14 protein-coding genes are annotated in these 14441 nt (G+C 40.8%); 3 read left to right on the top strand and 11 right to left on the bottom strand.

From position 1 onward, the window contains the following. From AC973_RS02490 to AC973_RS02455, 8 genes are all read right to left on the bottom strand, one after another. Positions 1 to 230, bottom strand: a 230-nt coding sequence (locus AC973_RS02490; protein WP_048726874.1) for a class I tRNA ligase family protein, incomplete at its 3' end; no start/stop codon positions are given. A 206-nt stretch (positions 231 to 436) separates the two neighbouring features. Beyond that, the gene (locus AC973_RS02485; protein ID WP_048726871.1) at positions 437 to 958 is read right to left on the bottom strand and encodes a C40 family peptidase; all 522 of its coding nucleotides are present in this window, start codon (positions 956 to 958) and stop codon (positions 437 to 439) included. 186 nt (positions 959 to 1144) lie between these two features. Next, positions 1145 to 2410, bottom strand: coding sequence for a tyrosine--tRNA ligase (tyrS, locus tag AC973_RS02480; RefSeq protein ID WP_048726867.1), 1266 nt, complete (start codon positions 2408 to 2410; stop codon positions 1145 to 1147). 416 nt (positions 2411 to 2826) lie between these two features. Next, entirely contained in the window at positions 2827 to 3039 is a 213-nt protein-coding gene (locus AC973_RS02475) for a hypothetical protein (protein ID WP_048726863.1), read from the bottom strand. 13 nt (positions 3040 to 3052) lie between these two features. Then, positions 3053 to 3733: an NAD(P)H-dependent oxidoreductase gene (locus AC973_RS02470; RefSeq protein ID WP_048726859.1), complete on the bottom strand. Its 681-nt coding sequence runs from the start codon at positions 3731 to 3733 to the stop codon at positions 3053 to 3055. 126 nt (positions 3734 to 3859) lie between these two features. Next, positions 3860 to 5395: an AbgT family transporter gene (locus tag AC973_RS02465; RefSeq protein WP_048726857.1), complete on the bottom strand. Its 1536-nt coding sequence runs from the start codon at positions 5393 to 5395 to the stop codon at positions 3860 to 3862. A 363-nt stretch (positions 5396 to 5758) separates the two neighbouring features. After that, positions 5759 to 6364, bottom strand: a complete 606-nt coding sequence (locus tag AC973_RS02460) for a cyclodeaminase/cyclohydrolase family protein (RefSeq protein WP_048726855.1) — start codon at positions 6362 to 6364, stop codon at positions 5759 to 5761. A gap of 50 nt (positions 6365 to 6414) precedes the next feature. Continuing rightward, positions 6415 to 7107 carry a DUF554 domain-containing protein gene (locus tag AC973_RS02455; RefSeq protein WP_048726852.1) on the bottom strand — a complete coding sequence of 231 codons (693 nt, stop codon included), beginning with the start codon at positions 7105 to 7107 and terminating at the stop codon, positions 6415 to 6417. Between the two features lie 210 nt (positions 7108 to 7317). Here AC973_RS02455 and glnA point away from each other — a divergent pair, with 210 nt between their 5' ends. Further along, complete coding sequence (gene glnA, locus AC973_RS02450; protein WP_048726846.1) at positions 7318 to 8652, top strand: type I glutamate--ammonia ligase; 1335 nt, start codon at positions 7318 to 7320, stop codon at positions 8650 to 8652. Positions 8653 to 8972: 320 nt separating this feature from the next. Here the strand turns inward: glnA and AC973_RS02445 are convergent, their stop codons facing one another. From AC973_RS02445 to AC973_RS02435, 3 genes are all read right to left on the bottom strand, one after another. After that, positions 8973 to 9806, bottom strand: a complete 834-nt coding sequence (locus AC973_RS02445; RefSeq protein ID WP_048726844.1) for a DUF975 family protein — start codon at positions 9804 to 9806, stop codon at positions 8973 to 8975. 232 nt (positions 9807 to 10038) lie between these two features. Continuing rightward, a complete protein-coding gene (locus tag AC973_RS02440; protein ID WP_048726841.1) occupies positions 10039 to 10737 on the bottom strand; it encodes a zinc metallopeptidase in 699 nt (232 codons plus the stop codon). Positions 10738 to 10799: 62 nt separating this feature from the next. Continuing rightward, entirely contained in the window at positions 10800 to 11813 is a 1014-nt protein-coding gene (locus tag AC973_RS02435) for an alpha/beta hydrolase (protein WP_048726838.1), read from the bottom strand. A 305-nt stretch (positions 11814 to 12118) separates the two neighbouring features. Between AC973_RS02435 and AC973_RS02430 the strand changes: the two genes are divergently transcribed. Both AC973_RS02430 and AC973_RS02425 read left to right on the top strand, forming a co-directional pair. Then, entirely contained in the window at positions 12119 to 12745 is a 627-nt protein-coding gene (locus tag AC973_RS02430) for a YkyA family protein (protein WP_048726835.1), read from the top strand. A 26-nt stretch (positions 12746 to 12771) separates the two neighbouring features. After that, positions 12772 to 14196, top strand: coding sequence for a putative glycoside hydrolase (locus tag AC973_RS02425; RefSeq protein WP_048726832.1), 1425 nt, complete (start codon positions 12772 to 12774; stop codon positions 14194 to 14196). Positions 14197 to 14441 lie beyond the last annotated feature (245 nt).

The raw sequence follows: 14441 nt of genomic DNA, 5'->3' as shown, positions 1-14441 counted from the left end.
ATACCATCAACGTATTCTTGCGGTGAAATACCTTGTTCTTCAGCTTTTTGTTGGATTTTTTGTCCGTGCTCGTCTGCACCAGTTAAGAACATTACATCAAAACCGTTCGCACGTTTGTAACGCGCAAGTGTGTCAGATGCTACTGTTGTATATGTATTTCCGATATGTAATTTACCACTTGGATAATAAATCGGTGTTGTAATATAAAATGTTTCTTTATTTTCAGCCACGAATGAGTGCCCCCTAATATTTGTCTATTCTCTTTCCGTAATAGTATATCATAATTTACCAGTATTTTAAGGGGTTTCGACGACATTTACGATCACCCGTGTCATGAATAATTGATAATGTCCTAATGATTCAATTCGAAAAATGGCAAACTTGCCCTAAACTGATTCATGAGTCTACCTACTTATCTACTTACTAGACTACTTGCTTACAAGTCGTTAATCACCCGGTTAGCGAACTGTGGGGCAAAGCGGCCGACATGACCGTATGAAACAGATTTCCCCGGGCTTGGAGCATGTAAATAATAGCCATCCGCGAGTGCCAAGGCGACGTGGTAAACCTGGTCGTCTTCTTCAAAAAAATACAGGTCGCCTGGTTGAACATTGTTTAAGTCTACAGGTTGGCCAAAATATTGCTGTTGGTTGGTTGTGCGTGGCATATATAAGCCGTTTGCCTTAAAAATATATTCAATAAAACCGGAGCAATCAAAACCAGATAGGTCGTTACCACCCCAAATATAAGGAGTGCCAATCAAGTCATTGGCTGTGGTTAGGACGGCTTGCCGTTTAGTAGTTGTAGTATTGAATGGTAGTTGCGCATTTTGGTCGCTAGCTGGTAGAGACGCTATTGTGCCCTTCCCCTTGGCATGAATGGCTTGTGCTGGAAAGGCGAGTGCAGCCACTGTATATAAGGCGGCCAGCAAGTATAAGAAACTTCTTTTTTTAAACATATCGATCACTCCTTTTATGGTTATTACAGGGCTATCATATCAGGTTGAAATCCTTGTTGCTATAGGATTTACACAAGTTTTACCAAGCGTTTTTTTGTTTTTTTACGTATACGTTGTGGGTTCAAAATGCTGTCAAAAAAAGACCTGAACCGGGGTCCAAGTCTTTCATCGTTTCTATATCAATGTTTACGCGCCTTCGATGGTAACTAAGAAGTATTTTTTCTTACCGCGACGAACGACGATGTATTTGCCTTCGATGGCGTCTGTTGCTGAGATTTCGTAGTCGACGTCTTGTAGGCGTTGGCCGTTGATGTAGATGGCGCCGTTGTTGATGTCTTCACGTGATTGACGACGTGATCCTTCGATGCCTGCGTCTACTAACCAAATGGCTAAATTGTTGCCCTCTTTAGGCATTGTTGATCCTGGCATGTTACCGAAACCTTGTTCAATTTGTTTGGCTGATAGGTCTGCGATATTGCCTGAGAATAAGGCTTCTGTGATGGTTTGGGCATCTTGTAAGCCTGATTGACCGTGAACAAAAGTAGTCATTTCTTCTGCTAGCCGACGCTGTGCTTCACGTTTTTCTGGTTCACTAGCTACTTTTTCTTCCAGGGCATCGATTTCTTCTTTGCTTAAGAAGGTAAAGTATTTCAAGTATTTCACGACGTCTGCATCGTTTTGGTTTAACCAGAATTGGTAGAATTCGTATGGTGACGTTTTTTCTGGGTCTAGCCAAATCGCACCACCAGCTGTTTTACCGAACTTAGTGCCGTCCGATTTCAACATTAATGGAATAGTTAATCCAAAGGCTTCTGCGTCGGCACCAGCTTCTTTACGAATTAATTCTAGACCTGATGTGATGTTCCCCCATTGGTCGGCCCCACCGATTTGTAGACGAACGTCTTCGTTTTCAAATAGGTGTAAGAAGTCCATTGATTGAAGGATTTGGTATGAGAATTCTGTAAATGAAATCCCTGTTTCCAAACGTGAAGCAACGATGTCTTTTTTGATCATGGTATTCACGTTGAAACGTTTCCCAATATTACGTAAGAAATCAAGTAAAGTCAGGTTTTTAGTCCAGTCGTAGTTGTTGACCATACGGAAGTCGGCGTCTTTTTCTTTCAGGAATAAGTTTTCCATTTGACCAGCTAATTTGCGGGCGTTGTCTTCTACTTGTTCCATAGATTGTAGGTTACGTTCTTCCGATTTACCTGAAGGGTCACCGATTGAACCTGTCGCTCCCCCAATTAAGATAACTGGACGGTGTCCTGCTAATTGGAATCGTTTAAGGACCATAAATGGGATTAAGTGACCGATATGTAGTGAGTCACCAGTTGGGTCAACACCGCAGTATAGGCTGATTTTGTTGTCTTTGATGTAGGCTTTTAGACCGTCTTCGTCAGTTTGCTGGTTGATGGCGCCACGCCATTCTAATTCTTCAATAATGTTCATGTTTTTCGCTCCTTTTCCCTTTATAAAATAAAAAAGCCCCTGCCCTAAGCTCTTCCAATTGGAAAAACCTAGACAGGGACGATCAATTACCGTGTTACCACCCAAATTGTTATAAACATTTAGTTTACAACCTCTCTTTGTGCGTTATCGGGCACTAGCCGGCGGAATTTATTTTGCTATGTGTAATTCACTATCAATCCTTGACTAGTTTTCACCCACCACTAGTTCGCTAATTACCAGATTCATCGCTACTCCACCAATTAAATTGGTGCCATAGTGCATTCCTTGCACAAGATTATTTACGTGTGAAACTTTCGCTTCTCATTGAATTCTATCAAAGTCATTGGATAAGTCAAGCAGTTTTGAAGACTTTTTCTACTATCGGTTGATACTGATATGCTATCTTTTCTATCCAACTACCATTCTTCGTGGTTCCATGCTAGGCCGTCTAATTGACCTTGGGCTTGTAATAAGCGTTTGTCAGTTTCTGCGATTTCAGCTTTCACTTTTTTTAGTATGGCGATTGTTGCATAGTCTGTTGCTGTTTCGATGGCTTGATCAATGATCGCCTCTGTCCATTTCAAGTCATTTTCCATTCCGGTTCTAGTCTCCTTGTTTAATGCCGTCATATGATGTGCCCCCTTAACGCCAGCTTGTTTTAGGTAGTTGCGCTTCAATGTCGCCTAGATTGTCCATTTCATCTGCCCATTCTTCAGCAACTAAATTTAATTGCTCTTGTAATGGTTGATCAAAATCGCCTGCAATATCTTTTAATTGGGCGATCAACCAAGCGTTTCGCTCAGCAAATTTTGCCTGGGCTGGTAGTTCTAGGTATTGTCTAAAACGGACTAAGTTGTCTTGCTGGATATGTTCTGGTTGGTAGGAATGTTGGGCAAGGACAAATGGTGGCAAGTAATCTAAGTCAATCGCACGTGCAAAGGATTGGAAAGGACGAAGTAATTCTGAAATGGTTACTTGTTCCCGGCCACCTGCTTGGTACTGTCTTAAAGGTACACCCACCGAGATGATTACACCAAATTCTTTACCTTTTAAATTTTTACTATAAGTATCTAAAAATTCCTTATTAAAGACTTCTTGAATAAAATCTGATACTAAACCAGGTGCTTGATACCAGAATAACGGAAACTGAAGCAGCCATCTGTCTGATGCTAGGATAGCTTCTTGATAAGCAGTCACATTTGATTCAGTGAATGGTCGTTCAATTTGGATAAAAGGAATGGTATTTGGTCTTGCTTCATATAGGAATTGATGGGACGCTGAAGTCTCCATTTCTGGATGACCACCAAAGATCACGCTTGCCATTGATTCGCCTACTTTCTCTTTTATATTTTTTTATGCATTTCTAGTCATTTTATTATAAGGCTATTTTACATAAGAAAAGCAGCCTAACCAAGTAGACTGCTTGCAAAATTTATATTGAATAATTTTTTATAATAAAACTGGTGAATTTGGTCCAACTGGGATACCAATTAGGTACCAGATGACTGCCATAATAATCCACGCAATACCGATGGCTACTGAGTAAGGTAATACGTTAGACATTAAAGTTCCTAAACCAGAACGCTTGTCGTATTTGTATAATACTGCTAGAACTACCGGAATGTAAGCTTGCATTGGTGTTAACGGGTTAATAATCCCATCACCAATACGGTAAAGAATTTGGGTGAATGATGGGTGGTAACCTAATAGCATGAACATTGGGACAAAGATTGGTGCCAGGATTGCCCATTTTGCCGAAGCTGAGCCAATAAAGAAGTCAACAAACATTGATAATAAAATGAATCCGATGATTAAGGCGATACCATTGGCGCTTTCTAGTAAGGCTGCTCCTGAAATCGCAATGACTGTCCCCATATTAGACCATGAGAAGTAAGCCATCATTTGACTTGAGAAGAAGATGATCACAATGAAGCTACCCATATCAGCCATTGACGAAGATAACATCCGAGACAAGTCGTGTGAGTCTTTGACTTGACCGGTCATCTTACCGTACACGAAACCTGGCACGAAGAACATAATTGTCATCAAGACTGTGATCCCGTCCATAAATGGCGAGTCAGAAATTAATGAGCCTGTTTCAGCATTTGCTAAGAATGAATTTGGCATCAAGGCTAAAACTGCAACAATAACGATTGTCGCTAGTAATGACCAGTTTGCATATTTAACTGCTTTGATTTCCTTATCTGATAATGAGCCACCTTTGTGAGCCGCTGGTAATTTCTCACCGGCAAATTCAGGTTGGTACTCACCCATTTGTGGTAATGAAATTTTAGTCAGTACGAAGTAAATAACTGGTACTAATACAAATGTTGAAACGAAGATGAAATAGTAGTTCATCGCAACATTTAGTTCAATATCTGGCAAAATAGTCTGTGCTGCTGATTCTGTAAAGGGGAATACTAAGGCATCAGACATCCCCAACATCACGTTGGCCGCAAAGGCTGCAAGTGATGATACATAACCTAGAACTGCACCGGCCATTGGGTTTAAACCAATTTTCAAGAAGGTTAAGGCTGCTAACGGTGGCAATACGATTGGACCAGCGTCCCCAGCGATGTTGGCAATTACCCCTGAAAAAATGATGATTAGCAAGATGTATTGCTTGGGCGCTTTCTCCACTACGTTAGTTAAAACGGCTTCAAAGTAACCTGATTTCTCAGCCATACCAACACCAAGCATAATAACTAATACGGCTGACAAGGCTGGGAATCCAGCAAAGTTTGCGCCTGCTTCTGATATCATGCGGGCAAAGTACTCACCAGTTAGCAAGTTATTTACTGCAACCTCTGAATTATCTACCGGATTGACAACCGATACCCCAAACATACTCATTACCCATGACGCCAGAATGACTAGAATACTTAGGTAAATGAAGATCATAATTGGTGAAGGCATTTTGTTCCCTACACGTTCAATTCCGTTAAGAATACGGAGTAACCGTGATTCTTGTTGTTTTTCTTCCACTTATTTCATCTCTTTTCTTATTGTAATTCTTGCCTAGCTTTTCACTATTGTTTAGATTATAAAGATTCCATTAAATTTCTTCAAGTCTTTGTTAAATTTTGCATAATTTTTAAACTTTCTTCAGAAGGTAATCTCCATTTTTCAAACAAAAAAGACCCATCATCTTTATATGGATCGATTTGTTAGATTTATTGACGGCTAGATACCGTTTTTTTAATATAAGTCACATGTACTTGTTTCAACCCTACCGTACCGACGTATGAATCCTAATAATTTGTAATTGTTTTTGTTCGTAATGTTCGCCTCCTTAAGTTGTTGGATTTGTATTTCCTGTGAAAGAAGGGTTTGTAAATCATAGAACTTTTAACGGCTGGCTACCGTTTCTGTAATTGTTTGAATTGCGGCTTCACTTCTTTGAATCAAGTCTTTTCCTTTGGCAGCTAATGCTGCTTGTAGGTTTTCGTCTTTTAATAACAAGACGTTTTCTTCAACATTTTCGTTGGCTGCTTGGATAGCTGTTTTCAGCATGGTTGTACCAACGGTGACATCGGCCATCACAGACTTGCGTCCTAGGCTAGCGACTTGGGTCATAATTTCTAAGGCTTGTGTTGCATGGTCCATGATTTCCAATGGCACTTCTGTGGCAATTTTTAAGCCTGCTTGAATTGCCTGTACACGGTCAGCTTTTTCTTGGTCAGTGGCTTTTGGTAATTTGAATGCACCGAATAGTTGGTTTGATGCGTCTTCATCCCCTTGCACCAAAGCGAACAGTGCTTCTTGGTGGCTAGTCATTTGATTGACTAGACCCGTCAGCAAATCAAGGTCCACCCCTTTTTGCTTTTCAATAGTAATATTTAGGACCATGTTACCTAAGGCTGCGCCCATTGTGCCGGCGTATGCTGCTGCTGACCCACCCCCTGGTGCTGATTGGCTTGAGGCTAATGCTTCGATATAAGTGTACATTTCCATGATAATTTCTCCCTTTAAATGATTTTTTGAATAATTTCTTCTATATAATATTAAAACAAATTGAATAGTGGAATTAAAACGATTGGTACGAACATAGATGGTGCGATGTTCATGACTTTGATGTCTGTGATTTGTAAGAGATTGAAACCTAAGCCCATAATAATGAGGGACCCTACCGCACCGATTTCTGTGGTTACGACATCACCTAATAAGGGCGCTATGGATGCGGATAATAACGATAAGGCTGCTTCATAAATAAATAATGGGATAGCGGCAAAGGCTGACCCGATCCCAAGCGTTGACGACAAGACAAAGACGAACACAAAGTCTAAGATGGATTTGGCGTACATGGTGGTGTGGTCTAGGAATAAACCAGACTGCAGGGACCCGATGATGGCCATTGCGCCGACTACAACAAATAAGGTGGCCGATACAAAGGCTTCTTGAAAGGTAGATCCACCTTCGCCAGCTACTCTTTCTTGGAGTTTTAAGGCAAAATGGTTAAATTTACTGTCGAAGTCAACTGTTTCACCGATTAAGGTTCCAATTACTAAGGACAGCACCATGACGATTAAATCGTCTGTTTCAAGCGCACCCTGGATACCAATAAATATAACGACCAAGGCGACGGCTGTCATTATGCCTTTTCGCGTGTTGTTTTTTAAGAGATGACCGAATGTCGTCCCTACACCTGCCCCAAATACTACGCTAATTGCGTTCACGATTGCCCCAAATATGACCATGTCCTAACTCCTCTTATCTTCCTTTTCTTTTAAATTTGATTATAACAAATAATGAGATTTTTATGTGGAACTTGTTAACATTTTATAAAATTCGATTCCCATGTTATATTTTGTGACACAAAACGTTAATTTGCCCTTGCATTCTATTAAAAATACATTCATAATACACAAGTAGTTAAATTTAGGACGACAAAAAAAGGAGCAATTTTTATGCCAACATGGACAAGAGAAGCAATTTTTGAAGACGCACAAGAGAAAAATGTACATTTTATTCGTTTAGCATTTTCGGACGTTAACGGAATTTTGAAAAATGTTGAAATCCCTGTTTCACAGCTAGACAAAGCTTTAGATAACGAAATGGCTTTCGATGGTTCTTCTATTGATGGTTTTGTCCGTATCGAAGAAGCTGATATGAAGTTACACCCAGACTTGAATACTTGGACTGTATTCCCTTGGGGTTCTGATGATAGAAAAGTTGCCATCTTAATTTGTGATATTTATACAACTGATGGTGAACCATTTGCAGGTGATCCTCGTGGTAACCTAAGACATATGGTAGAAAAACTAGATGACTTAGGTTTCTCAGCTTTCAACTTAGGTCCTGAACCAGAATTCTTCTTATTCAAACTTGCAGAAGACGGCAACCCAACGACTCGTGTAAATGATGTTGGTGGTTACTTCGATGTTGCGCCTGTTGATTTAGGTGAAAACTGTCGTCGTGAAATCGTATTGATCCTTGAAGATCTTGGATTTGAAGTAGAAGCTTCTCACCATGAGGTTGCGATTGGGCAACACGAAATCGACTTTAAATATACTGATGTTGTAGATGCTTGCGATAAGATTCAATTATTCAAGTTAATCGTTAAAACTGTTGCGCGTAAATACAACTTGCATGCTACTTTCATGCCAAAACCTATTTACGGTATCAATGGTTCAGGTATGCACTGTAACATGTCTCTATTCAAAGGAAGTGAAAATGTCTTCTTTGATGCAGATTCTGAAACACAATTATCTGAAACAGCTATGCAATTTATCGCTGGTGTCTTAGAACATGCTAAAGCGATTACTGCAGTTGCTAACCCAATTGTTAACTCATACAAACGTTTAGTTTCAGGTTACGAAGCACCAGTAAACATTGCTTGGTCTACTCGTAACCGTTCACCACTAATCCGTATCCCAGCTGCTCGTGGTAAATCAACACGTGTTGAATTACGTTCAGTTGACCCAGCGGCTAACCCTTACTTAGCACTTGCTGCTATCTTAGGTGCTGGTCTTAAAGGTATTGAAGACGAAATGGTTGCACCAGCGCCTATTTCTCGTAACGTATACAAAATGACTGCTGATGAATTAGTTAACGGTGGCATTGATAAATTACCTAGCTCTCTTTCTCGCGCTTTAGACGAATTAGAAATCGACAGCGTTGTACAAGATGCTTTAGGTGCACATATCACTGCAAACTTCATCTCAAGCAAACGTATTGAATGCCAAGAATACTTACACCAAGTAACTGACTGGGAATTGAATACATACTTGGAACAATACTAATTTAGGCAAAATGGACACGACTTGGCGAAAGCTAGGTCGTGTTTTTTAATTGTATAGGAATAGAAAAAACGCATGACCTAGAGAGGAGTCCAGATCCTGCGTTTAAATTTGGTTATTCATTTTATTATTCAGTTATGCTTTAGCCTATACTCTCCTAAATGTGTTAGAAGCTAGCTGACTAAACATCAAAGCTCGCACCCTAGTCGGGTTCGCTTTGCCAGTCAGGTCTCCACTTCAGACTAGTTTGCGCCACTCGGTATGTGTCACAGCACTAGTCTTCCAGTGCTACCTGCCTAAACGCCAAAGCTCGCACCCTCTTTTTAAAAGTCGTTCCAGTTTTTATCGTCTATATACTTGTCATCCACAAAGCTGTAGTTGGTTTTGTATGTGGACGTTTTTTCTTTTCTTGCAAATCTGCGGTATGTATTGCCTTGTTTTTTGGCTTTTCGGTTTGATTTCGGCTTGTATTCCTCTTCTTCTACAAGCATTTCTTTGGCCCGGTGCTTTCTAGCTTGGCTTAGTCGTGATACTTTTTCCGGGTAGCCAGTTTCATCTAATGCTTCTTCATAGAAGTTGATTAAGGCAAGGCTGTGGTAGGGTTTGACGTAGAAGTAGGCTAATCCTAGCGTGAATGGAATCAATAGGTACCATCCGATAAAGCGTAGGTTTAGCCAGATAAATCGCCATTTCCGGCCGCGCATCATCCGACGAGATTCTGTGATGGCCTCAGATGCTGTTAAGGTTGGGAAGTCGACGATTAAATAATCGGTCAATGCATATCCAATACCTTTATAAACCGCTGGGAAAAACAACAATAATGACCACATGAGTAGATAAAAACCACGTAGGACGCCTGCCCAAGTGAATTTAATTGAATCGCGCATGATTGGCCCAATAATGTCACGGTGGATTTGTATTGGTCGTTGGTTATTCTTCACCATCAATGACCGTAGATAAGCCATTTCAGCTCCGGCAATAAAAACGATCTCAATGATAATAATCAGGACGCTGATGGGGAAAAGGACCAAGGATACTGCAGTTGGTAAGGTCCCAATTATCCATACAATTGCCCAATAAAGAATGGTAAACAAGACAAACCAACCTGCATTCTGACTTAAAGTCTCTTTAGCTTTCACTTTTAAATTTCTTCGCAATCACGGTCACCTCCTCATAAAAATAATCAATTGATTATGTTCATATAATACTTGTCTAATCGATGAACTGGTAGGCACCAATACTTGCCTTTCAGATCAGCTAATCTTATATAAGTATTTTATCAAATTCTCAAGTTTCGCCATCCACCCTAGGACCTATTTCGCGCAAAAGAATAACCTTGAATACCGTGGTACTCAAGGCTCTCTTTTTGCCAGTAATAATGGTTACATCTTAGTCGCGGGAACGACCACCAAATAAAATCAAGACACGTAGTAATGACAAGGCACCTGCGATAGCTGAAGCGACGTAAGTCATAGCTGCAGCGTTCAAGGTTTTACGAGCATATGGTAATTCTTTGGCTGTTAAAATATGCCCATCTTCCATAATTTGTAGCGCACGTTTAGAGGCGTCAAATTCGACTGGTAAGGTCACTAATTGGAAAAGTAAGGTTAAAGAGAACAAAATAATCCCAATGTTGATAAAGGTCTCGTTATAGCCCGCGATGGCACCTAGGATTAAGATTGGCCAAGACATTTTTGAACCGATATTGACAGCGGGTACAATTTTTTGACGTAGGGTCATCATGAAATAACCTTGGGCGTCTTGAACCGCGTGGCCACACTCATGGGCTGCAACCCCGATAGCAGCAATCGATTTTGAATCGGCTGTCGCGTCTGATAAACGCAGTACTTTATTGCTTGGATCGTAGTGGTCGGTTAAGTTACCAGAAATTCGTTCAACACGAACGTTGGTAATACCTGAATATTCTAGGATGTATTCGGCAACTTGGGTACCGGTCATTCCTTTTGCAGTGGCATATTTACTATATTTATTAAATGTTCGACTTACGTTGGCACTTGCGATTGACGCGATTATAGCACCAATAAGAATTAAGATATAAGTCCAGTCAAACATCATGGGGAAAAACATCGAATCACTCCTTCTTTCATATTATAACAGCTAACCTCGCCCTGACCAATGCAGATGCTGGATTATGGGTTCATAATCTGTTGGTGGATAATGTCAATAACTTCCTGACTTTCTGGTAGGTTGTTCAGGTAAAATTCATGGTGCATGTAATCAAACTGGTAATAGTTACTGGTATGATTATGGGCACGTAATCGACGGTGCAACCAACGCCCGTCGCAGGCGTGGCTGTCATCCGATCCGTTAATAAAATCGACTGCTGGCATTGAGTCAATTGGCATTTTGGCATAGTTCAAGGCTGGGTTTTTATCCCGCCAGATCGTTTTTAAGGCATTAACCTTGGTCGCGTCAAATTGCACATCGTTTGGGTTGATGTTGACGTCATCAAAGCTTGTGTTTAGCCATGGTGACAGTAAAATCACCCGTTTCACTGGTTGGCCGATTTGGTCCATCCGGTCCGCAACCAATAAGGCTGGAATCGCACCTGTATCAGAAGCAAGAAAGTAGATATTTTCTAGTGACCGTCCCGTTTTGTCAGCGATTTCTTCTATTAGAGCTGTAATCCGCACGGCTTCAGCGCGTAAGTCATAATTAGCGAATGACCGCAGCAAGGGAATTGATACATTCGCCTCATCTTCAAAGCGGTTAGCTATTTTTCGGGCGAAGGCCCATTCACGCTCTTGTAAGGTATGAATCCCGCTACCGCCATGAAAATAAATAATCCAGGGTTTGTCATTCTTTGTAGGCGTGTCTTGTGAGTCCAAAACCGGTTCGGTATCAATATCCGTCAGCTCGACGATGACACCCTTTTTGCCACGGTGAATCTCTGAAGCATGGTCGCGGGTAATAAAAAATAAGTTTTCGTGGTTGATGCTCCTTTTAGCTAGGTCTTCAGTTGCTTGTTTCTTGCTATTGGCAGGGGTTAATCGATTAGCTTCTCGCTTAATCCTCATACCATCTTGTATCACCTTGCTGCGCACCGATCGCTCTTGACTCATGGCATGATAAACATAGCCGACGCCTGTTGCAGCAGCTGCTAAGCCTAGTCGCCAAAGTCGGTTATTGTACTGCTTACTCATTCTTGCACGCTCCTCCCCATTTTCTTCATCATAAAACTTGCACGAGCTCTTTAGTCTATTATAACTGAACACCAGGCATTGGATAGGGACTAAAGTCCTAATTTCTGGCAAAAGAATTCCTACATTTCCCTTAGCATTTTCTAAAAATTATATTAATTTCTTGAGAAATTCGCTTAAGTCTCGTATCATTAAGGGTATATTATACTTTATGGGTTATTATCGCAATTCTACACCCAAAAATACAGCATTCATTTCTGTTATTCACTGCGGTAATACAAGAAAAAAATAGAATAAGGAGATAGATAATGGTATTGAAGAAACTAACCACCCTTACAATCGTTGGGGTGAGCATTGGGGTATTAGCAGCCTGCTCTAGAACACCAGACCAAGTTGTGACAAAGTCAGCCGAAAACGCCCAAACTATGATGGGGCAATTAGAATCCATTCAAGCGCAGGAAATGGCCTTGCAAGATGCTTTTGAAGCGGATTTAGCAGCTGATGAAAGTCTAGCCAACTTGGCTGAATCAGGCACGGGTGCAACACGGGAAAACCTACAAACCAGACAAGAAGAATTTGACGAATTAAAATCGCTATTTGAAGATTTCCAAGATCAGGTTGAAAGTTTAAATGAATTTGACGAAACTGACTTCACAGCTGGGGAAGATTTCGCCAACTTTGATACGTCTCGCCAATTAGCTGACAGTGTGAACACGCAAATGAGCGCCTACATTGAAAACTACCAAGCTGTTTTGGAAAAAGAAGATGCTTATTACACAAGTTTAGCAGCTGAAGACAGCGATCTAACGACCTTCTCTGACGGTCTAGCGGAAATTAACGGTAACTTTGAAACATCACAAGCAGCCTTATCTGAAATGTTGCCTGACTTAACGGCATTAGCCAAACTTTCGCAAACAGAAAATCAAGCACAATAAAATGAAATAGAACGGAGGCCAGAACATTGAAAGACAATCAATCCAATCCAAATCCGGATATTAAGACAACTTTAGACCCAAAAAACGAAGGACCTAAATTCAATTGGAAACTTGTTTTAGGGCTACTCACAGCCATTGTATTAGGTTTAGCCTTAATCTTTGGCATTCGAACAGACTGGTATGGCTTAGCCAATGAAAATAACCAAGAACAAACCGCAAGTAATGAAAGTTCGTCTGAACAAAATGCTGAATCTACCAGTGAATCTGCTAAATCAACTGAAGCAAGTGATGAAGATGCTAGCGCTGCAGCGACAAGCGGTGAAGGTGACGGTACACAATTACCAAATGTTTCTACAGAAGCAACGGCTTTATTAAACCAACCAAAAAATTTACCCTCAAAATTCCAATACGATTCAGGTTATGATATTCCCTATCCTGAAGACGGCGTAAAAGGGGTTTACCTATCAGCTGTCGGTGCCACTGACCAAGCCCTATTTGATGAAAATATGGCCCTTTTAGATGAAACCAATCTAAATTCTGTTGTATTAGATGTCAAAGACGATTACGGGAACATTACTATGGACCTACCGTCAGATGATGATACGGTCAACAACAACGAAACAGATAGTATTGATGGCGAAGGCATAATGCAAACGTTCGAAGACAAACAAATCTATCCAATCGCTCGTATCACAACCTTTAAAGATACCAACCTAGCCAACGCTGATCTATCTCGTACCTTCCTAACAGAATCTGGTGAAGTATGGACTAACGATGGTGGTGATGCCTTCCTAAATCCATACAACAAAGATAACTGGGAATACCTTGTAGAAGTCGCTAAATCAGCCGCTCGCGCTGGTTATAAAGATATCCAATTTGACTATGTCCGCTTCCCAGAAGGATTTGAAACGTTTGGTGAAACCTTGACTTACGATATGGGTGACTACGCTGAATACGGAAAAGCTTCAACTGAAGCCCGACAAATGGTTATCGCAGACTTCCTAGCTTATGCCCGTGAAGAACTTCAACCATATGGTGTAGATGTTTCTGCAGATATCTTTGGTTACGTGACAGATGTTGTCGCAACACCTGGTATCGGTCAAAACTACAACATGATCGCAGAAAATGTCGATGTCATTTCATCAATGATTTACCCTTCTCACTGGGGTCCTGGCTACTTCGACTTAGACTACCCAGACTTATACCCATATGAAGTTGTACAAGCTTATATGGAAAAAGAGAATGCTTTAAATGCTGAACTGGAAGATGCACCAGTATCTAGACCTTGGTTACAAGACTTTACCGCATCATACCTAGCGGAAGGTACTTATGCTGAGTACGGCGCGGCCGAAGTACAAGAACAAATTGACGCTGTTATTGAAAGTGGCGCCAACGAATACCTACTTTGGGATGCATCGAACACCTACACAAGAGGTGTAGATTACAAATAGTACTTATGATAGCAAAAACTCGACGTCAGCTGGCGTCGAGTTTTTGTTTTATTTTAAGTAGTGTTGTTAGGAGTTGTTGGGAGTTTTTAAGGAATTTTCACCCCCACTATTTTTGTATATACAAAAAGGCCATGCTTTCCTAAAATAAAGTAAAACACCACATCATACTTGAAAGAAGGAAAATCAGGCTCTTCGTCAAATAGGACTGATGAGTAATATCTGCCAGGTAATCATTAGATTACCTG

The sequence above is a fragment of the Carnobacterium sp. 1290_CSPC genome, assembly GCF_001053265.1.
GTDB classification, from domain to species: domain Bacteria; phylum Bacillota; class Bacilli; order Lactobacillales; family Aerococcaceae; genus Aerococcus; species Aerococcus urinaeequi.
This window is presented reverse-complemented; position numbering and strand designations above follow the sequence as displayed.

Coding starts and splice junctions, on each gene's coding strand:
- AC973_RS02470 (WP_048726859.1), bottom strand. CDS start 3,733: ATGGCAAGCGTGATCTTTGGTGGTCATCCAGAAATGGAGACTTCAGCG.
- AC973_RS02435 (WP_048726838.1), bottom strand. CDS start 11,813: ATGAGTAAGCAGTACAATAACCGACTTTGGCGACTAGGCTTAGCAGCT.
- AC973_RS02440 (WP_048726841.1), bottom strand. CDS start 10,737: ATGTTTTTCCCCATGATGTTTGACTGGACTTATATCTTAATTCTTATT.
- AC973_RS02485 (WP_048726871.1), bottom strand. CDS start 958: ATGTTTAAAAAAAGAAGTTTCTTATACTTGCTGGCCGCCTTATATACA.
- AC973_RS02460 (WP_048726855.1), bottom strand. CDS start 6,364: ATGGAAATGTACACTTATATCGAAGCATTAGCCTCAAGCCAATCAGCA.
- tyrS (WP_048726867.1), bottom strand. CDS start 2,410: ATGAACATTATTGAAGAATTAGAATGGCGTGGCGCCATCAACCAGCAA.
- AC973_RS02455 (WP_048726852.1), bottom strand. CDS start 7,107: ATGGTCATATTTGGGGCAATCGTGAACGCAATTAGCGTAGTATTTGGG.
- AC973_RS02475 (WP_048726863.1), bottom strand. CDS start 3,039: ATGACGGCATTAAACAAGGAGACTAGAACCGGAATGGAAAATGACTTG.
- glnA (WP_048726846.1), top strand. CDS start 7,318: ATGCCAACATGGACAAGAGAAGCAATTTTTGAAGACGCACAAGAGAAA.
- AC973_RS02430 (WP_048726835.1), top strand. CDS start 12,119: ATGGTATTGAAGAAACTAACCACCCTTACAATCGTTGGGGTGAGCATT.